The 17,847-nt window shown below is 67.8% G+C and carries 18 protein-coding genes; 12 read left to right on the forward strand and 6 right to left on the reverse strand.

The genetic code is table 11. The features are described from left to right. The 5 genes from pxpB to GNX71_RS12330 are packed head-to-tail and all read left to right on the forward strand — an operon-like array spanning position 1 to position 4,042. The gene (gene pxpB, locus GNX71_RS12310) at positions 1-717 is read left to right on the forward strand and encodes a 5-oxoprolinase subunit PxpB (protein ID WP_206178572.1); all 717 of its coding nucleotides are present in this window, start codon (positions 1-3) and stop codon (positions 715-717) included. Then, on the forward strand, positions 714-1,721 hold the full coding sequence (locus GNX71_RS12315) for a biotin-dependent carboxyltransferase family protein (protein WP_206178573.1): 1,008 nt from the start codon (positions 714-716) through the stop codon (positions 1,719-1,721). Before pxpB ends, GNX71_RS12315 begins: the two co-directional genes overlap by 4 nt. Then, positions 1,718-2,533 (forward strand): 5-oxoprolinase subunit PxpA, encoded by an 816-nt coding sequence (locus GNX71_RS12320; protein ID WP_206178574.1) that lies wholly within the window; start codon positions 1,718-1,720, stop codon positions 2,531-2,533. The genes GNX71_RS12315 and GNX71_RS12320 overlap by 4 nt, the downstream gene beginning before the upstream one ends. After that, positions 2,526-2,750 (forward strand): acetyl-CoA carboxylase biotin carboxyl carrier protein subunit, encoded by a 225-nt coding sequence (locus GNX71_RS12325; protein ID WP_206178575.1) that lies wholly within the window; start codon positions 2,526-2,528, stop codon positions 2,748-2,750. Before GNX71_RS12320 ends, GNX71_RS12325 begins: the two co-directional genes overlap by 8 nt. A 35-nt stretch (positions 2,751-2,785) precedes the next feature. Then, on the forward strand, positions 2,786-4,042 hold the full coding sequence (locus GNX71_RS12330; protein ID WP_206178576.1) for a hypothetical protein: 1,257 nt from the start codon (positions 2,786-2,788) through the stop codon (positions 4,040-4,042). A 4-nt stretch (positions 4,043-4,046) separates the two neighbouring features. On the opposite strand, the gene GNX71_RS12335 is transcribed toward GNX71_RS12330, so the two are convergent. Genes GNX71_RS12335 through GNX71_RS12345 form a run of 3 tightly spaced genes read right to left on the reverse strand, consistent with a single transcriptional unit; the run spans position 4,047 to position 6,947 of the window. After that, on the reverse strand, positions 4,047-4,205 hold the full coding sequence (locus tag GNX71_RS12335; RefSeq protein ID WP_206178577.1) for a hypothetical protein: 159 nt from the start codon (positions 4,203-4,205) through the stop codon (positions 4,047-4,049). After that, on the reverse strand, positions 4,177-5,493 hold the full coding sequence (locus GNX71_RS12340; protein WP_206178578.1) for an MFS transporter: 1,317 nt from the start codon (positions 5,491-5,493) through the stop codon (positions 4,177-4,179). Before GNX71_RS12340 ends, GNX71_RS12335 begins: the two co-directional genes overlap by 29 nt. A gap of 11 nt (positions 5,494-5,504) precedes the next feature. Continuing rightward, complete coding sequence (locus GNX71_RS12345) at positions 5,505-6,947, reverse strand: amidase (RefSeq protein ID WP_241027245.1); 1,443 nt, start codon at positions 6,945-6,947, stop codon at positions 5,505-5,507. A gap of 98 nt (positions 6,948-7,045) precedes the next feature. On the opposite strand from GNX71_RS12345, the gene gcvA reads away from it, so the two are divergent. Genes gcvA through GNX71_RS12360 form a run of 3 tightly spaced genes read left to right on the forward strand, consistent with a single transcriptional unit; the run spans position 7,046 to position 9,479 of the window. Continuing rightward, positions 7,046-8,035 carry a transcriptional regulator GcvA gene (gene gcvA / locus GNX71_RS12350; protein WP_206178579.1) on the forward strand — a complete coding sequence of 330 codons (990 nt, stop codon included), beginning with the start codon at positions 7,046-7,048 and terminating at the stop codon, positions 8,033-8,035. 26 nt (positions 8,036-8,061) lie between these two features. Then, on the forward strand, positions 8,062-8,730 hold the full coding sequence (locus GNX71_RS12355; protein WP_241027246.1) for a DUF1345 domain-containing protein: 669 nt from the start codon (positions 8,062-8,064) through the stop codon (positions 8,728-8,730). A gap of 5 nt (positions 8,731-8,735) precedes the next feature. Further along, the gene (locus GNX71_RS12360) at positions 8,736-9,479 is read left to right on the forward strand and encodes a hypothetical protein (RefSeq protein ID WP_241027247.1); all 744 of its coding nucleotides are present in this window, start codon (positions 8,736-8,738) and stop codon (positions 9,477-9,479) included. 130 nt (positions 9,480-9,609) lie between these two features. Here the strand turns inward: GNX71_RS12360 and GNX71_RS12365 are convergent, their stop codons facing one another. Beyond that, positions 9,610-10,536 carry a LysR family transcriptional regulator gene (locus GNX71_RS12365; RefSeq protein WP_206178580.1) on the reverse strand — a complete coding sequence of 309 codons (927 nt, stop codon included), beginning with the start codon at positions 10,534-10,536 and terminating at the stop codon, positions 9,610-9,612. Positions 10,537-10,638: 102 nt separating this feature from the next. Here GNX71_RS12365 and metE point away from each other — a divergent pair, with 102 nt between their 5' ends. After that, positions 10,639-12,984, forward strand: a complete 2,346-nt coding sequence (gene metE, locus GNX71_RS12370; protein ID WP_206178581.1) for a 5-methyltetrahydropteroyltriglutamate--homocysteine S-methyltransferase — start codon at positions 10,639-10,641, stop codon at positions 12,982-12,984. A gap of 37 nt (positions 12,985-13,021) precedes the next feature. Then, positions 13,022-13,873, forward strand: a complete 852-nt coding sequence (locus GNX71_RS12375; protein WP_241027248.1) for a hypothetical protein — start codon at positions 13,022-13,024, stop codon at positions 13,871-13,873. Here the strand turns inward: GNX71_RS12375 and GNX71_RS12380 are convergent. Beyond that, positions 13,815-15,326 (reverse strand): short-chain fatty acyl-CoA regulator family protein, encoded by a 1,512-nt coding sequence (locus tag GNX71_RS12380; RefSeq protein ID WP_206178583.1) that lies wholly within the window; start codon positions 15,324-15,326, stop codon positions 13,815-13,817. The genes GNX71_RS12375 and GNX71_RS12380 overlap by 59 nt on opposite strands. A 274-nt stretch (positions 15,327-15,600) precedes the next feature. Between GNX71_RS12380 and GNX71_RS12385 the strand changes: the two genes are divergently transcribed. Further along, positions 15,601-16,521 (forward strand): tripartite tricarboxylate transporter substrate binding protein, encoded by a 921-nt coding sequence (locus GNX71_RS12385; RefSeq protein WP_241027315.1) that lies wholly within the window; start codon positions 15,601-15,603, stop codon positions 16,519-16,521. Positions 16,522-16,781: 260 nt separating this feature from the next. Then, positions 16,782-17,132: an alpha/beta hydrolase gene (locus GNX71_RS12390; protein ID WP_206178585.1), complete on the forward strand. Its 351-nt coding sequence runs from the start codon at positions 16,782-16,784 to the stop codon at positions 17,130-17,132. 77 nt (positions 17,133-17,209) lie between these two features. Here GNX71_RS12390 and GNX71_RS12395 read toward each other — a convergent pair whose 3' ends face one another. After that, positions 17,210-17,788 carry a DNA-3-methyladenine glycosylase I gene (locus GNX71_RS12395; protein WP_206178586.1) on the reverse strand — a complete coding sequence of 193 codons (579 nt, stop codon included), beginning with the start codon at positions 17,786-17,788 and terminating at the stop codon, positions 17,210-17,212. Positions 17,789-17,847: the final 59 nt, after the last annotated feature.

The following is a 17,847-nucleotide window of genomic DNA, read 5'->3' on the forward strand; positions in this document are numbered from 1 at the left end:
ATGACTTCTCCGAGCACGTCTCCCTGGCGCATCGCCCCGGTGGGCGACCGCAGCCTGATCGTGGAGTTCGGCCAGGCCGTGGAGCCGGCCGTCAACGCCACCGTGCGTGGCTTTGCGCGCGAACTGCTCGACGAACCCATCGCGGGCATCGTCGATGTGGTGCCGGCCTTCACCACCGTGGCGGTGCACTACCGCCCCGAATTCTTCGCGGAGGGCGCCTCGCCCTATGAAGTGCTGCGCCGCCGGCTCGACGCCTTGCTGGCACGTGGCATTCGCCACCACGACGAGGATGCGCGCACGGTCGACATTCCGGTCTGCTACGGCGGCGAGTTCGGCCCCGACCTCGAAGAGGTTGCCGCCACCTGCGGGCTTCGGGCCGAAGAGGTGATCGCGCGCCATGTCGCGTCGCAGCATCTCGTCTACATGCTCGGCTTCGCGCCGGGCTTTCCCTACATCGGCGGGCTCGATCCATCGCTCGCCGTGCCGCGCCGCGGCACGCCGCGCACGCGCATCCCCGCGGGCAGCGTGGCGATCGCGCGCGACCAGACCTCGATCTATTCGCTGGAAACACCGGGCGGATGGAACCTAATCGGCCGCACGCCGCTGAAGCTGTTCGACGCGGCGGCCGAATCGCCATGCCTGCTGCGCCCGGGCGACCGCATCCGCTTCGTGCCGGTGTCGGCGGACGCATTCGGCAACGCGGAGGTCCAGCGATGAGCATCATCGAAGTCATCAAGCCGGGCGCGCTCTCGCTGTTGCAGGACCTGGGGCGCCATGGCTACCAGCACCTGGGCGTGGTGGTCGGCGGCGCGATGGACGAGTGGTCGCATCGCTGCGCCAACGCGCTGCTCGGCAACCAGGAAGACGAGGCCACGCTCGAGATCACGCTGATGGGGCCGAGCCTGCTGTTCCGCGAGACCCAGGCGATCGCGCTGTGCGGCGCGAACCTGTCGGCACGCATCGGCGAGGCCGAGCTGCCGATGAACCGCGCCGTGCTGGTGCGCGCCGGTGCGCGGCTGGATTTCGGCAAGCGCATCGGCGGCATGCGCAGCTACCTCGCGGTGCGCGGCGGCTTCGCGGTGCAACCGGTGATGGACAGCCGCAGCACCTATGTGCGCGGCGCGTTCGGCGGGCTGCAGGGGCGGGCGCTGAAGAAGGGCGACCTGCTGGAGGTTGGCGGGGTGCAGCCGGTTACCGCCGCGTCGGTCGCCCGGTTGGGCGACAGGGATTTCGTCGAGCTTCACCCGCCCGAGGTCCACGCGACGGCCCTCGCGCCGCAGGCATCGGGGCCGGTACCGGTGCGCGTGATCGCGGGCCAGCAATGGGCGCTGTTCACCGACGAAGCGCAGCAGGCCTTCACGCGGACAGAGTTCCGCATCAGCCCGCAGTCCGACCGCATGGGCTTCCGGCTCGAAGGACCGGTGCTCGAGCGCCGGCATGCGATGGATATGATCTCCGAGGGCGTGGCCTTCGGCACGGTGCAGGTGCCGCCCGACGGCCAGCCGATCGTGCTGATGGCCGACCGGCAGACCACCGGCGGCTATCCCAAGATCGCCTGCGTGGCCAGCGTCGACCTGCCGCTTGTCGCGCAGCTGGCGCCGCAAGAGGCGCTGCGCTTCGAGCCGATTTCGCTCGAGGCGGCGCAGGCGCTCTACCTGGAGCGCGAGCGCGCCCTCGCGCGGCTGCGCAGCCTGGTGCGTGCGGCCGGGGAGGCGCAATGACACAGGCGCTGCGCATCGACATCAACTGCGACATGGGCGAGGGCTTCGGCGCCTGGGCGATGGGCAACGACATCGAGCTGCTCGACCATGTGAGTTCGGCCAACATCGCGTGCGGCTTCCATGCGGGCGATCCGTCGACCATGCGCCGCGTGGTCGCGGCGGCATTGCACCGCGGCGTGCGGGTCGGCGCGCACCCGGGCTTGCCCGACCTGCAGGGTTTCGGGCGGCGCGTGATGCAGGTGTCTCCGTCCGAGGTCTACGCGATGGTGGTCTACCAGGTCGGTGCACTCGGGGCCTTCGCGAAGGCGGCCGGCGGCGCGCTGAGCCATGTGAAGGCACACGGCGCGCTCTACAACATGGCCGCGAAGGACCGCGCGCTGGCCGATGCCATCGCACGCGCCGTGCACGAGGTCGATCCGCGGCTGGTGCTGTTCGGCCTGGCCGGCAGCGAGATGATTCGCGCCGCCGAGGCCCTGGGCCTGCCGGTGGCCGCCGAGGTGTTCGCCGATCGCAGCTACCAGGACGACGGCTCGCTGTCGCCGCGCGGCCAGCCCGGCGCCCTGATCGAAGACGCCGACGTGGCCGCCGCACAGGTGCTGCAGATGGTGCAGCACGGCACGGTGCGCGCGGCCAGCGGCAAGGAGGTCGCGCTGCGCGCCGACACGCTGTGCATCCACGGCGACCAGCCCGGCGCGCTCGCGTTCGTGCAGCGCATCCGCGGCGCGCTCGACGCCATCGGCGTGCGCGTGGCCGCGCCCGAATTCCCGTCAACGAACCGAACGCAATCAACCGGAGGAAATACCCATGCCTGAACACAACATCGTGGCCGACGTCAGCGGCCGCGTCTGGAAGCTCGAGGTCACCGAGGGCCAGCAGGTCGAGGAGGGCGACACGCTGCTGATCGTGGAGTCCATGAAGATGGAAATCCCGGTGGAAGCACCGGCCGCGGGCACGGTGCTGCGCATCCTGGCCGCCGAAGGCGACATGGTGACCGACGAGCAGGTGCTGGTCGTGCTGGCATCCGCGTAAAGACATTTCTCTTGCAACACATCAAGGCCACCACCATGCCCGCTTCATCTCTTCGCCGCATCTCCACCGTGGCGGCCTGCGCTGCGTTCGTCGCGGGTTGCTCGACCCTGCCGCCGCCATCGGCCACCGAAGGCCCCGGCAAGTTTGCCGATGCGCACTTCCACATCGCCAACTACGCCTACCAGGGTGCGTCGCTCAAGCAGCTGCTGCGCGACTACATGAAGGACGACATGGTGCGCTCCACCGTCATGCCGTTGCCGCTGCAGCAGAAGTGGGACGGCTTCGAGCAGTACGCCGGCGACAAGGTCGCGCCCACCTACTACCTCGGGCCGAAGGCCGAGCTTTACTACTACGCCTTTGCCGATGCGATGTACGCGAAGGAATACCTCACGCTGTCACCTGCCGAGCAGAGCCGGCTCGACCTGATGATCACTGGCTTCAACCCAATGGACCGCTATGCCGCGCAGCACATCAAGCGGGCGCTGCTGACCTTCCCGGGCGCATTCGCCGGCATCGGCGAGTTCACGGTGCACAAGGAGCTGGTGTCGCGCAAGATCGCCGGCGATCCGATCAGCTACACCGCCGCGGGCGGCAAGCAGCCGCCCGACACGACGGAGAAGGACGGCAAGCTCTCGCTCTACAGCCCCGCGCTGGTGGACATCCTCAAGACGGTGGCCGAGACCGGCCTGGTCGCCACGCTGCACAACGACATCTACCCGGCCGACGTGACCTACGACGGCACGGTGGAGGCGCTGCGCCCGCAGAACAACTACGAGGCGGGCCTGAAGCAGCTGTGCGTGCAGGCGCCGGGTGCCAGCGTGATCTGGGCGCACACGGGCCTGGGCCGCTTCGTCAAGCCGACGCGCGACCACCTGCAGATGGTGTCGCGCGTGCTCGATGCCTGCCCCGGCTGGAGCGTCGACATTTCATGGGACATCGTGCAGGAGCGCTTCATCAAGCCCGAGCCCGGCATGCCGACCACCGACGAGTGGGCGCAGTTCGTCACCCGCTACCAGGACCGCGTGCTGTGGGGTTCGGACACCGTGATCTACAGCCGCAACGTGGTCGACGCCAAGGGCGTGCCGACCTCGATGGGCAAGCGCATGACCTTCGACCAGTACATGGCCGTGCCGAAGATCACATCGCCGCTGTTCGAGAAGGTGGGCCCGCAGATCAGCCAGAAGGTGCGCGTGGGCAACTACGTGAAGCTGTTCGACGGTGCGAAGAAGAAGGTGCGCGCCTGGGAGGCAGCGCATGCCGCGGACGACGTGTGGGACCTGAGCGCCCGCTAGGGCCTCAGATGAAGTAGGCCTTCACGGCCCAAAGGACGCCCAGCACGACGGCGACCAGCACGACGAAGAGCATCCAGGCCCGGGTGAACGCCTGGGCCTCGGTGATGGGTGCGGAGGCTGCCGCTGGAGGCGGGCTAGGGGCGGCGGGCGGTTGTGGGTTCATTCCCGACTGTACCCCGCGCGGGTCCGGCCGCGGCCGGTTTTACCGAAGCGCCTCGCCGGGCCATCGCCAGCAGGATGCCGGCGGCGACGAGATTCGCGCCGATGCTGGCCACGATCGGGAGCAGGTAGCTGCGGCTGATGTCGAACGCAAAGCCCGCTGCGCTCGGCCCGACCAGCGTGCCCACGGCCACGCTGGTGTAGAGCACGCCGATGATCGCGCTGATGTTGCGTCCGCCGAAGTAGTCCATCACCAGCGCCGGGAGCAGCGCGACGAAGCCGCCGTAGAACACGCCATAGGCGAACGCGAACACGGCCAGTCCCCAGAACCCGCCCGACATGGCCCACACCACCAGAGAGAGTGCCATGCCCGCCGACATCAGCGGCAGCGCGAGCTGGCGGCCGATGCGGTCGGCCAGCCCGCCGAGGAAGAAGCGGCCCGCCGTGCTGCCCACGCCGATGGCACCCAGCAGCAGCACCGCCGAGGTCGACGGCACGCCGTGGTCGAGCGCATAGGGCACGAGGTGGACGAAGGGCACGAACAGGCCGAACGAGCTGATGAGGCACGCCGCGTAGAGACCGCCGAAGCGTCGTGACGTCACCGCTTCGCGCACCGTGGCGCCCGCGGGTGCGGCCGACGGCGCTTGCGGCTGCGGCGGATCGCCGTCGGGGCCGAGCCCGCGGTCTCGCGGATCGTTCTCGATCAGCAGCGCCATGCCCACGCCCACCACCACGGCGAGCACGCCGAGCGCCAGGTAGGCGTGACGCCATCCGATGGCCTCGATGAGGAGCGACGCCAGCGGCGGCATCACCAGCGTGCCCACGCCGATGCCGCTCACAGCGAGCCCCGAGGCGAACCCGCGCCGCTTGACGAACCAGCGCTGCACCGCGCCGAGCACCGGCACATAGGACGCGCCCACGCCCAGGCCCACACCGAGCCCGTACGCGAGGTAGATCTGCGTGAGGCTCTGCGCCTGCCCCGCGAGGGCGAGGCCCAGCCCGACCAGCACCATGCCCGCGACCGCCAGCCGCCGCGAACCCCATCGGTCTGCCAGCGGGCCGCTGATCACGCCGAGCCCGAAGTAGAGAAAGCCGGCGAGCGAGAACACCAGCGAGACAGAGCCGCGCGAGGCGCCGAAGTCGCGCTGCAGCGATTCGAGAAAGGCGCTGAAGGTGTAGGCGCTGCCGAAGCCCATGAGGGTCACGGCGAAGGCGCCCGCGACCACGAGCCAGCCGCGAAAGATGCGGGCGCGCGGCGAGGTAGATGAAGGGGTCAAGGGGGAGGTCTCCATGTTCTTTATCTTCAGTCCAGCGGATGGCGGCGGTGCCATGCGGTCACGCCCTGGAATGCGGCGCCGGCGCGGACCAGCGTGGCTTCGTCCATGTGCGCCGCGACGAGTTGAAATGCGAGCGGCATGCCGGCATCGGTGAATCCGCCGGGCAGCGTGATCGTGGGGTGGCCTGTCATGTCGAAGGGCGCGGTGTAGCGCAGCAGCGCGGACACCAGTGTCGGCGTTTCGCCCAGGGTCTGCATCGCCGCGACGGTGGGCGATGCGAAGGGGTGCACCGGGATCAGCAACAGGTCGATGCCGGTGAAGAGTGCCGAGACGCGGCCGCGCAGGGCCATGCGGTGCAGGCGGATTTTCTGGAACTCGATTCCGCTCACGGCATGACCCGATTCGATGACCGAAGCCAGCACGGGGCCGTACGCGTCCTTGCGCGATGGATAGGTCGCTTCATGCGCCACGGCGGCTTCCACCGCGCAGAGCGGAAACCAGTCCGCCACCGCCTGCGTCACATCGGGAAAGCGCAGGTCGACGAGGCGGGCGCCGAGTGCGCGCAAGGTCTCTGCCGCATCTTTCAGCATGGCCTGCGTCGCGGGGTCCACGCCGTCGCTGTTCCATGCCACATCGATGCCGATGCGCAGGCCCCGCACACCGTGGTCCGCCGTCGCGAGGTAATCGGGCACTGGATCGAGTAAGGCGGTCGGGTCTTTCTCGTCGCTGCCTGCAATGGCGTTGAGCAGCACGCCGGCATCGATCGCGCTGCGCGCCATCGGGCCGATGTGGTCGAGCGATGCCGCGAGCTCGAACACGCCGTGCCGGCTCACGCGGCCCCAGCTCGGCTTGATGCCGGTGAGACCGTTGGCTGCAGAGGGAAAGCGGATCGACCCGCCCGTGTCGGAGCCCAGCGAGCCGTAGCACAGGCCCGCCGCCGTCGCCACGCCCGAGCCGCTGGACGACATGCCGGGCCAATGGTCCGTATGCCACGGGTTGCGCGGCGGCGCGATGGACGGGTGGTGGTCGGAATAGGCGCCCTCGGTCAGCTGCAGCTTGCCGAGCAGCACCGCGCCGGCATCTTTCAGGCGGCGCACCACGGTCGCGTCTTCGGTGGGCACATGGTGCTTGTGGATTGCCATGCCGCCCGCGGTGACGAAGCCGGCGGTCTGGCACAGGTCTTTCACCGCGATGGGCACGCCGTGCAGCGGTCCGCGATACCGGCCCGCCGCGATTTCCGCGTCCGCCGCTTCGGCCTGGGCCATCGCGGCGTAGGCCATCACCAGCGCGTAGCTGTGGAGCGCGCCGTCCAGCGCGGAGATGCGGGCCAGCTGCGCCCGGGTCGCATCGACCGATGAAATCTCGCGGGTGCGGATGTGGGCAGCCAGCGCCGTGAGTTCCAGGTAGTGGAGGGCGTAGATGGAGGGCTCAGAATATCTAAGGCTTAGAGGTTGGAATGACTGTGGCAAAACAGGGGTTCATCTATGGGCTGTGTTGTGCCAATATTCCTCCCTGGACTTCGGCCCTGCAAACCATATTTTCTGAGTCGATCGGATCAGATTAACTAATGTCAGAACATCTTCTTCCGCCCCTCAACGCGCTGCGCGCCTTCGAGGCCACCGCCCGCCACCTCTCCGTGAAGAACGCGGCCGACGAGCTGTGCGTGACTCCCGGTGCCGTGAGCCAGTTGATCAAGACGCTGGAGCTGCACCTGGGCATTGCGCTTTTCCGTCGCGTGAACCGCGGCATCTTCCTCACCGACGTGGGCCAGGCCTACCTGCCGCCGGTGCGCAACGCCTTCCGCCAGATCAGCGAGGCCACGCGCCGCGTCGCCGTGCCGCCGGAGACGGGCATCCTCACGGTGAGCGTCACGCCGTTCTTCGCCTCCGCATGGCTGGTGCCGCGCATGAAGCGCTTCCAGGATGCGCACCCCGACATCGACCTGCAGGTGGTGAGCGGCACCGCGCTGGCCGACTTCTCGCGCGACGGTGTCGACGTCGCCATCCGCCACGGCCTGGGCCGCTACCCGGGCCTGAGCAGCCAGCGGGTGTTGACGGTGGCGAGCGTTCCCGTTGCAGCGCCCGCATTGGTCGAGCGCCTGGGCATGCCCGCAACGCCGGCCGATCTCGCGCGCTGGCCGCGCGTGAACGATGCCGAACGCAAGGCCTGGGCGCTGTGGTTCCAGGCGCAGGGCATCGAGGACGCGGGGCCTGCGCGCGGTCCGTCCTTCGACGACTCGGGCCTGCTCCTGAAGGCCGTGCTCGCAGGGCAGGGCGCAGCCCTGCTGCCCGCCGCGATGATGGCCGACGACCTGGCCGAAGGCCGGCTCGTGCAGCTCTCGGACGTGATCTGGCTCGAAGACTTCGCCTACTACCTCGTGTACCCCGAAGACAGCCGCGACCGGCCCAAGGTCGCGGTCTTTCGCGACTGGCTGCTCCAGGCGGCGCTCGATGTGCCGGGCACCGGTGCCGCAAAACGACGTTCGTCAGGTGGCCGCAAGAGAGCTTCGCCGACATTCGAAGGCTTGGCTGCTTCCGCTTCCCTGCCGTCGTCCTGACGGCAGGGGCCTTGGCCCTTGCCCCCATGAAACTGCCGCGACACCGATTCTTCCGCCAGATGGCCGCACGGCCGCGGCTCTTCATCGCCACGGCCATCGCGGTAGCCGTGGGTTTTCTGCTGCCGTCCGTCGATGCCCACCTCGTCACGCGTCTCCTGATCGCCTGGAACACCGGTGCCTGCCTGTACGTGCTGCTCGCGGCGGTCATGATGAACCGGTCGTCGCAGCAGCACATGCGCTACCGCGCGCAACTGCAGGACGACGGGCAGATCGTGATCCTCGTGCTGGTGGTGGTGTCGGCCATCGCGAGCCTCGCGGCCATCGGCGGCGAGCTCTCGGTGGTCAAGGACATGCATGGCGTCGAGAAGGCCGCGCACATCGCGCTGGCGGGCCTCACGGTGGTGTCGTCCTGGGCTTTCACCCAGATCATGTTCACGCTCCACTATGCGCACGACTACTACGTGGCCGCATGCCGTGGGCAGAAGGCCGGCATCCAGTTCCCGGACGACGAGCCGCCGGGCTACGGCGACTTCTTCTATTTTTCGGCGGTGATCGGCACCTCGGGGCAGACCGCGGACGTGGCCTTCGTCTCCAGGGCCATGCGCCGCATCGGCTCGGTCCACTGCATCCTGGCGTACCTCTTCAACACGACGGTGCTCGCCTTGCTCATCAACATCGGCGCGAGCATGTTCTGAGCGCCATGGCACGGCATCGTCCATCGACCTCTTTCCTCGCGGCCATCGCCGTGCTGTGCATCGCGCCTGCGGCACGGGCGGACGACGGCGCGGCCGAGCTTCCGTTCAAGTTCACCGTCGGCGCCTATCGCGTCTTCGGCGGCGGCTTGCCGGCGGGGCCCGGGCTGGACATGAACCTGCGCTACACCTACGGCGACGGCAATGTCTGGATCGGCTGGTTCCGCTCGCCGGTGCTCGATTTCGCGCAGCCGCGCGTGGGGTGGGACCACACGTTCACGCTGGGCCCGGTGCGGGTGCTGCCCTCGCTGCAGGCCGCTTCGGGCGGGTTCGTGGGCGGCAGCCTTGCGGTGGAGACGGGCGACAGCTGGTTCGTCGGCACGGGGCTGGGGCGCACCAACCTCCGCAACTACGCGAACCTGAATTTCGACCCCAATGATTCGTACACGGTGTACGGCGGCTACAAGTGGCCGGACGGCACGGCGCTGTCGCTCTCGCTGATCCGCGACAACCGGTTGAACCCCGACCAGCAGGACGTGCATCTGGTCTATCGGTTGCCTCTGCCCGAGCGACAGCGGCTGACCGTGGACTTGCTGGCCAAGCAGGGCACGGTGGATGGCCAGTTCATCCGCCGTGCCGGCCTGACCCTCACCTACGACTGGCCGCGCTGGTTCGTTCGCGCGGCCTACGACCCGAAGGTGAACTTCACGGCGCAGAACATGGTGCGGTTGTCGGTCGGGACGAGGTTTTGATTTTTTCCCTCCCCCGCTGGGGGAGGGTCAGGGTGGGGGCACGACGGCCTTCCCAAAGGCGCGGCGCTTCATCCGAGGCCTGCCCCCATCCCAGCCTTCCCCCGGAAGGGGAAGGAGCAAGACCGAAGCCCTATAGCAGCTCGATCCCGGGCAGGCTCTTGAAGCAACTCTCGCGTGTGATGCGCACGAAGTCGGCAAGCCACGGCTGATCTGAAGTGCCCTGCGTGCAGGCCATGTAGAGCCGCCCCGTCAGCCCCTTGCTGCCGACGCGCCGCGCAGTGACATAGCCGCGGTCGAGGTAGTTCTGCACCGCCCAGAGCGGAAGGGTCGCGACGCCGCGCCCGCTTGCCACCAGCTGCAGCATCGCCACGGTGAGTTCGGTCGTGCGCCGGTGCGCGGGCTCCACGCCGGCCGGTGCGAGTACCTGCCGCACGATGTCGAGCATCTCGTCGGGCACGGGGTAGGTGATCAGTGTCTGGTCGGCGAAGTGCCGGGCCGTGAGGTGCGCCTTGGCCGTGAGCGCATGGTCGTTGGCGAGCAGCGCGACGATCTCGAAGCGGAAGAGGGCGTGGTAGTCGACCGTTTCATCCGGGTCTTCCTCGGAGACGATGGCCACCTCGGCGCGGTTCTGCATCACCAGCGCGATCGGGTCGGGGTGGAAGCCCGAGACGATGTCCAGTTCGATCTCGGGCCAGCGCTGGCGGAAGGCATCCATCGCGGGCATCAGCCAGTCGAAGCAGGTGTGGCACTCGACCACGATGCGCAACTGGCCGCTGCGACCGAGCGCGAGCCGCGCCACGTCGCGCTCCGCTTCCTCGATCATGGGCAATGCGGTGTCCGCCAGCTGCAGCAGCCGCAGGCCCGTGGTGCTGAACTGCGGCGGCACCGACTTGCGCTCGAAGAGTTGCGCGCCGTAGCGGTCTTCGAGCAGCTTGATCTGGTGCGACAGCGCCGACTGCGTGAGGTTGAGCAACTGCGCTGCGCGCACCAGGCTGCCGGTGTCGCGCAGCGCGATGAGCGTGCGCAGGTGGCGTATCTCGAGGATCGACTGCAACATGAATGAAATTCAGGCGAATGGGCAAAAGGTTTCGTTTGAATCATAGTCGCCGAAGCCCGACCATTGCGGATTGTCAAGATTCAAGCGACCGGATTACCTGCAATGACCACCCGTACCCACACCCTCGGCTTTCCGCGCATGGGCGCCAACCGCGAACTGAAGTTCGCACTCGAAAAGCACTGGCGCGGAGAGATCGACCGCACCGCGCTCGAGGCCGTCGGCGAGGAACTGCGCGCGCGCCACTGGCAGGCCCAGCGCGATGCGGGACTCGACTTCGTGACCGTTGGCGACTTCGCCTACTACGACCAGGTGGCCAACCACATCCAGCTGCTCGGCTGCGAGCCGGCGCGCTTCAACTTCTTCGGCGACGAGCCCGAGCTTTCGCGCTACTTCAGGATGGCGCGCGGCGTGGAAGACGAAGTCGGGCATGTGCACGACGAAAGCTGCAACCACGGCACCGAAGGCACCTTCGCGCTGGAAATGACCAAGTGGTTCGACACCAACTACCACTACCTCGTGCCCGAGTTCAATGCGGCCACGCAGTTCAAGCTGGCCTCCGCGCGGCTCTTCGACGAAGTGGCGCAGGCGCAGCAGGCCGGACACGCGGTCAAGGCCGTGCTGCTCGGGCCGCTGAGCTTCCTGTACTTGGGCAAGGAGAAGGAGGCCGGATTCGACCGCTTCTCGCTGCTCGACGCGCTGCTGCCGGTGTACGAGCAGGTGCTCACGCGGCTGAAGCAGCAAGGCGTGGAATGGGTGCAGATCGACGAGCCGATCCTCGGCCTGGACCTGCCCGATGCCTGGCGCAACGCCTTCGAGCGCGCCTACTGGCAGCTCGCGCGCAGCGCGCCCAAGCTGCTGCTGGCCACGTACTTCTCGCCGCTCTCCGACAACCTGCGCCTGGCCTGCCAACTGCCGGTGGCCGGCCTGCATGTGGACGCGGTGCGTTCGCCGCAGGAGCTGACCGGCGTGACCGACTGGCTCCCGGCGCACAAGGTGCTGTCGGTCGGCATCGTCGATGGCCGCAACATCTGGCGCACCGACCCCGATGCCGCGCTCGCCACGCTGCGCCCGATGGTCGACAAGAACCGCGGCGAGCTGTGGATCGCACCGTCGTGCTCGCTGCTGCACGTGCCGTTCAGCCTCGCGGCGGAGACGAAGCTCGACGCCGAGCTCAAGTCGTGGCTCGCCTTCGCCGTCGAGAAGCTCGATGAACTGCGCGTGCTGCGTGCCGTGCTCGATGGCGGTGAAGCGTCCGTCGCAAACGAACTCAAGACCGCGCGCGCAGCCGTCGCCGCGCGTCGCAGCAGCCCGCGCGTGCACCGCGCCGACGTGGCGCTGCGCCTTGCGCGCAGCGTGGCCGGCGACGACGCCCGTACCTCGGTCTTCCCAAAACGCCAATCGGTACAGCGCACGCGCTTTGCATTGCCTGCGCTGCCGACCACCACCATCGGCTCGTTCCCGCAGACCTCCGACATTCGCGCCGCGCGCGCCGCCTTCAAGCGCGGTGACCTCGACGCGGCCGGCTACCGCGAGCAGATGCGCGCCGAGATCGCGCTGGCTGTGCGGAAGCAAGAAGAACTCGGCATCGACGTGCTGGTGCATGGCGAGGCGGAGCGCAACGACATGGTCGAGTACTTCGGCGAACAGCTCGACGGCTTCGCATTCACCGCCAACGGCTGGGTGCAGTCGTACGGCTCGCGCTGCGTGAAGCCGCCGGTGATCTTCGGCGACGTGGCGCGCCCGGTCGCAATGACGGTCGAATGGACCGCCTACGCGCAGAGCCTCACCAAGCTGCCGATGAAGGGCATGCTGACCGGCCCGGTCACGATCCTGCAGTGGTCCTTCGTGCGTGACGACCAGCCGCGCGCCACCACCTGCGAACAGATCGCCTGGGCGATCCGCGACGAGGTGGTGGACCTCGAAGGCGCGGGCATCGGCATCATCCAGATCGACGAGCCCGCCATCCGCGAAGGCCTGCCGCTGCGCCGCACAGGCTGGCCCGCGTACCTGAAGTCGGCCACGCGCGCCTTCCGCATCAGCGCCTCGGGTGTGCGCGACGAGACGCAGATCCACACACACATGTGCTATTCGGAATTCAACGACATCCTGCCGGAGATCGCGGCAATGGATGCCGACGTGATCACCATCGAGACCAGCCGCTCGGACATGGAACTGCTGCGCGGCTTCGGCGGGGAGAACAATTCCGGGGGCTTTCGCTATCCGAACGAGATCGGCCCGGGCGTGTACGACATCCACTCGCCGCGCGTGCCCTCGGTGGACGAGATCGTGCGACTGATGCGCAAGGCCGCGGTCGTGGTGCCGCACGAGAACCTCTGGATCAACCCCGACTGCGGCCTGAAGACCCGCGGCTGGCCGGAAACCGAGGCGGCGCTGTCGAACATGGTCACGGCCGCGAAGCTGCTGCGCAAGGAGCTGGCGGCGGCCTGAAGCAGGGGCGGGCGTGATGAGCGCCAATAATGGCGCCATGACCGTCTCTTCTCTCGCAGCCAAACGCCTTGCCCTTGTCCTTTCGCTGCTGCTCGCGCCGGCCATCGCCTGGGCGCAGGACCGCGCCCAGGCGCTGATGCAGTTTGAAGGCGTGCAGGCGCGCTACCAAGCCGCGTATGCGCCTGGCGCCGTGTCGCGCGATGCGCGGCAACTGCTGGACCCGCCGGACCAGGCCATCGCCGACAAGGCGCTTGCGGCGCTGGACACGGCCGCATCACGATCGTTCGACGTCAAGGCCTCGGTGGCTGCGATCCAGCAGGAGGTGGCCACTGCCGGGAAGGGCGGGGCGGCACCGAGCGCGCAGGTGCTGGAAGCGGTGGCGCGCTTCGCCAAGCTGCGCGCCGACTACGCCGCGATGGACGATGCAGCCAAGGTCGAGTTCTTCAATCGCGAACGCGCGAAGCCGGCCGACCCGGTGCGCACCGAGCTGCTCGAGCGCATGGCCGTGGCCGACGCGCGCGAAGTCGATTTTTCCAGCCAGCTGCTGCTGAGTTCAGTCGTGAAGCAACTCGCCCGCGGCAACGCCGGCCAGTTCACCTCGCTGCCTGATCGCACGCTCGACATGGCCGTCGACACGCTGTGGTCGCGCGGCATCACCTCGCCGCGTCCGCGCAACCTGCTGACGGTGGCGCGCGAATTCGAGAAACAGGTCACGCAGGCCTTGCTTGCGGCATTGCCCGATGCGGACGTGGCGGCCTTGCTCGCCTGGCGCAACGACCCGCAGGCCGCAGCTGAGCGCGAGGCGCTGGTGGGCGCCTACCGCGCCGAGGTCAAGGGGAGCGGCGCCGTGGCGATCCGGACGCTGGTGCGCGGCTGGCCCCGCTCTTGAGCGCCGCGCGCGCGGCGCCGTATGTGTCGGGCGCTGCGGCATAGGGCATGAAGCGGCTCTGGTTCTCGTCCACATCGAGCGGCCGGCCGACGAACGGAAAGGCGCGCTGCGGGCAGGCCTCGCGCTCGCACACCTTGCAGCCCGCGCCGATGGGTGTCGGCACTTCGGGGTCGCGCAGGTCCATGCCCTTGGAGTAGACGAGCCGCGTGGCGTAGCTGATGTCGCAACCGAGGCCGATCGAGAAAGTCTTGTTGGGCGAGCCGTAGCCGCGAAAGCCGTGCGACACGGTGCGCGCGATCCAGAGGTAGGCGCGTCCGTCGGGCATGCGCGCGAGCTGCGTGAGCACGCGGCCCGGTTGCGCGAAAGCCTCGTACACATTCCACAGCGGGCAGGTGCCGCCGGTCTTGGAGAAGTGGAAGTGCGTGGCCGACTGGCGCTTGGAGATGTTGCCGGCGCGGTCGACACGGATGAGGAAGAAGGGCACGCCGCGCGCCTCGGGCCGCTGCAGCGAACTCAGGCGGTGGCAGATCGTCTCGAAGCCGACGCCGAAGCGGCGCGCGAGCTGGTCGATGTCATAGCGCAATTGCTCGGCCGCTTCGAGGAACGCGCCGTAGGGCAGCAGCAATGCGGCGGCGAAGTAGTTGGCCAGGCCGATGCGCGCGAGCGAACGTGCGGTGTCGCTCGACAGCGGCGCCTCGGCAACCAGTTTGTCGATGATGTCGCCCACTTCCAGAAAGGCGAGTTGCGTGGCGAGCTGGAAGGCGTGCTGGCCCGGCTCCAGGTAGCGCGAGAGCCTGAGCACGCGCGTGGCCGGATCGAAGCGCCGTTGCGCGCCGCCTTCGTCGTCCTCGGCCGGGATCACCTGCACGCCGTGTGTTTCGAGCAGGCGGTGCGCGAGGCGATCGCCGGGGTTGCCCTCACGCAGTCGCCATTGCGCAGAGAAGGCCTCGGCGGCGTTGTCCAGCGGGGCGATGTGATTCTGGTGCGCGAAGAAGAAGTCGCGCACTTCCTCGAAGGGCATTGGCCGCGCCTGCGGCATGCGCGCGAGATCGCCGCGGCCATCGCCGAGTTCGCCGGCCAGTGCCTCGAGTCGTTCCATGGCATCGCGATGACGCTGGTGCAGTGCAACCAGCGCGCGGCCCACCGCGGGCATCTGCGTGGCGACCTCGCGCAGCTCGGCAAGCGCGACCGCGTCGCCGCCCGGGTTGTCGGCCAGCGCCTCGCGCAGGCTCGCCACGAGGCGCGCTTCTCCGTCTTCCGAGAAGGCCTGGATGTCGACGCCCAGCGTGGCGTGCAGGCGCAGCAGCACCGGCACGGTGAGCGGCCGCTGGTTCTGCTCGATCTGGTTGAGGTAGCTGGGCGACAGGCCCAGCTGCTGCGCGAGCGCGAGCTGGCTCAGGCCGCGCTCTTCGCGCAGGCTGCGCAGCCGCACGCCCATGAAGGTCTTCTTCATCGTTCGATCCGTTCTTCGATGTTCGCAAGATTCGCAAATCGAGAGCGTCGTGTTCGCAATCATTCGCCAATCAAGCCCTTCATTATGGGCACGATCCCATGTGAATTGCGAATCGTGCGAAACGCACGCGGTTGCCCTGTCGAAGGTTCCGGAAAGAGGTCCGTGGCATCATGAAAAAGCCCGATCCGCCGGGCTCTTCACACCCACTACAACACAGGAGAACAACATGATTCCATTCCGTCTTGCCTCGCTTGCCATCGGGCTTGCAGCGTCGATGCTTGCCTCGGGCGCTTCTGCACAAGCGTGGCCGACCAAGCCGATCCGCCTCGTCGTTCCGTTCTCGGCCGGCGGTGCCAACGACCTCATGGCGCGCGCTGCGGCCGAGGGCGCATCGAAGCAGCTCGGCCAACCCGTCGTCATCGACAACAAGCCCGGTGCGGGCGCCATCCTCGGTGCCGACGTGGTCGCCAAGAGCGCGCCCGATGGCTACACCTTTCTCGTGAGCGCGGCCGGCGTGGTGTCGAACAGCATGATCAAGAAGAACATGCCGTACAAGGACGACGCGCTGGTGCCGGTGGCCATGATCGCGCTCGCACCTTCGGTGGTGGTGGTACCGGCCAATGCGCCCTACAAGGACCTGAAGGAATTCGTCGCCGCATCGAAGAAGTCGGCCAACGGCTTCCACTGGGCGACGGCGGGCACCGGCAGCACGCCGCATTTCGTCGAAGGCATCCTGGAGACGACGTACGGCGGCAAGCTCGACGTGGTGCCCTACAAGAGCGGCTCGGAGTCGATCACCGCGGTGCTCGGCAACCAGGTGGAAGCAACGTCGGAGGCCAGCATCGTGGTGCTGCCGTACATCAAGAGCGGCAAGCTGAAGGCGCTCGCGGGCACGTGGACGCAGCGCATCTCGGCCTATCCGCAACTGCCGACGGCGGCGGAAGAAGGCTTCCCCGAGATCCGCATTGCGCACTGGGCCGGCGTGCACGCGCCGCGCGGCACGCCCGATGCCATCCTCGACAAGATGGCCGCGGCCATCGACGCTGCGATGAAGACGCCGGCCACGGCCGAACATCTCAAGGGCATGGGCATCGAGCCCATCGGCGGCACGCGCGCATCGTTCACCAAGTTCGTCGACGAAGAGCGCGCCCGGCTCGGTGGCGTGGTGAAGGCGACGGGCATGAAGGAAGACTAGGCACGCGGGCGGCGAGGGGGCTGGCATGCAATGTGCATTGATCCGTACGGCACGGTGCTCTTGCTTGACGGACTAGAGGAAAAGTACGCAAACTACGCGGGTTTTCAGCGACAGGACGGGCACTTGACTTAGCCTCGTCACAAAGTTCCCGGTCATTGTTTCAGTTTCATGAACACTGCGATTCGATTGAGTAGGGTTTTCCCTTGGAATCGTGGTGCAAACTTCGTGGCACCCAAAGCCCAATCAAGAAGGAAATTGAAATGAAGACCTCGAACATCCTCGCCGCCGCCGCTCTCTCCCTGCTCGCCGCCGCTGGCGCCCATGCAGAAACCTATGAGGGCGTGCAACCCCTGACCTCCGGCTACAGCCGCGCCGAAGTGGCGCCCCAGGCTGCTGCCGCCGCCCGCGCCGGCAACGAATACAGCGATGCTGCTTCGTCCACCGTCGCTCCCACGCTGACCGCTTCGACCACCGACCGCGCCACCGTTCGTGCCCAAGCTGTTGCCGCAGCGCACGCACCGGGCCAGAACCTGCGTCCCGAAACCTTCGCTGGCAGCGTGATCCCCGCCCAAGCGAAGAGCCTGACCTTCACGCGTCAAGCCGGCCTGTAATTTGACGGCGGCGCAAGCCGCTTCAGTTCACAAGCCAAAGAAGAAACCGGACCGTGCGAAAGCGCGGTCCGGTTTTTTCATTTGCGCTTCTTCGATCCGTGTCGGTGGCAGTCCGGCGCGTGGTCGTCCACGATGCCCGTGGCCTGCATCCATGCGTAGACGATCACCGGCCCGACAAACTTGAAACCGCGCTTCTTGAGCGCCTTCGAAATCTCTTCGGACAGCGGCGTTTGAGTCGGCACCTTGCCCGTCTCGTTGACGATGGGCTTGCCGCCCGCCATGCCCCAGATGAATTCCGAAAAATCCTCGCCCGCCGCCTGCATTGCGAGGTAGGCGCGGGCATTGCCGATGGTGGCCTCGATCTTGGCCCGCGCGCGCACGATGCCCGCGTCCTGCATCAGCCGCTCGACATCGTCGGCGGTGAATCTGGCGACCTTCTCCGGCACGAATCCCTTGAAGGCCTTGCGGAACGCATCGCGCTTGCGCAGGATGGTGATCCACGCAAGGCCGGCCTGGAAGCCATCGAGCATCAGCTTTTCCCACAGCGCGCGGCTGTCGTACACGGGCACGCCCCATTCGGCGTCGTGGTAGTCGGCCAGCAGCGGATCGGTCTGGGCCCAGGCGCAGCGGGTTTGGGTGGTGGCGGCGCTGTTCATTGGTCGATGTGTCGCTCGGCTATCGTCGGGAGATGTTTTCAGAATGAGGGAGTCACCCT

It is taken from the genome of Variovorax sp. RKNM96, from assembly GCF_017161115.1.
Taxonomy (GTDB): domain Bacteria; phylum Pseudomonadota; class Gammaproteobacteria; order Burkholderiales; family Burkholderiaceae_C; genus Variovorax.

What these genes read in the sequence shown, in the direction of transcription:
- pxpB (WP_206178572.1), top strand. Translation starts at nt 1, where the DNA reads ATGACTTCTCCGAGCACGTCTCCCTGGCGCATCGCCCCGGTGGGCGAC.
- GNX71_RS12315 (WP_206178573.1), top strand. Translation starts at nt 714, where the DNA reads ATGAGCATCATCGAAGTCATCAAGCCGGGCGCGCTCTCGCTGTTGCAG.
- GNX71_RS12320 (WP_206178574.1), top strand. Translation starts at nt 1,718, where the DNA reads ATGACACAGGCGCTGCGCATCGACATCAACTGCGACATGGGCGAGGGC.
- GNX71_RS12325 (WP_206178575.1), top strand. Translation starts at nt 2,526, where the DNA reads ATGCCTGAACACAACATCGTGGCCGACGTCAGCGGCCGCGTCTGGAAG.
- GNX71_RS12330 (WP_206178576.1), top strand. Translation starts at nt 2,786, where the DNA reads ATGCCCGCTTCATCTCTTCGCCGCATCTCCACCGTGGCGGCCTGCGCT.
- GNX71_RS12335 (WP_206178577.1), bottom strand. Translation starts at nt 4,205, where the DNA reads ATGAACCCACAACCGCCCGCCGCCCCTAGCCCGCCTCCAGCGGCAGCC.
- GNX71_RS12340 (WP_206178578.1), bottom strand. Translation starts at nt 5,493, where the DNA reads ATGGAGACCTCCCCCTTGACCCCTTCATCTACCTCGCCGCGCGCCCGC.
- gcvA (WP_206178579.1), top strand. Translation starts at nt 7,046, where the DNA reads ATGTCAGAACATCTTCTTCCGCCCCTCAACGCGCTGCGCGCCTTCGAG.
- GNX71_RS12355 (WP_241027246.1), top strand. Translation starts at nt 8,062, where the DNA reads ATGAAACTGCCGCGACACCGATTCTTCCGCCAGATGGCCGCACGGCCG.
- GNX71_RS12360 (WP_241027247.1), top strand. Translation starts at nt 8,736, where the DNA reads ATGGCACGGCATCGTCCATCGACCTCTTTCCTCGCGGCCATCGCCGTG.
- GNX71_RS12365 (WP_206178580.1), bottom strand. Translation starts at nt 10,536, where the DNA reads ATGTTGCAGTCGATCCTCGAGATACGCCACCTGCGCACGCTCATCGCG.
- metE (WP_206178581.1), top strand. Translation starts at nt 10,639, where the DNA reads ATGACCACCCGTACCCACACCCTCGGCTTTCCGCGCATGGGCGCCAAC.
- GNX71_RS12375 (WP_241027248.1), top strand. Translation starts at nt 13,022, where the DNA reads ATGACCGTCTCTTCTCTCGCAGCCAAACGCCTTGCCCTTGTCCTTTCG.
- GNX71_RS12380 (WP_206178583.1), bottom strand. Translation starts at nt 15,326, where the DNA reads ATGAAGAAGACCTTCATGGGCGTGCGGCTGCGCAGCCTGCGCGAAGAG.
- GNX71_RS12385 (WP_241027315.1), top strand. Translation starts at nt 15,601, where the DNA reads ATGCTTGCCTCGGGCGCTTCTGCACAAGCGTGGCCGACCAAGCCGATC.
- GNX71_RS12390 (WP_206178585.1), top strand. Translation starts at nt 16,782, where the DNA reads ATGAAGACCTCGAACATCCTCGCCGCCGCCGCTCTCTCCCTGCTCGCC.
- GNX71_RS12395 (WP_206178586.1), bottom strand. Translation starts at nt 17,788, where the DNA reads ATGAACAGCGCCGCCACCACCCAAACCCGCTGCGCCTGGGCCCAGACC.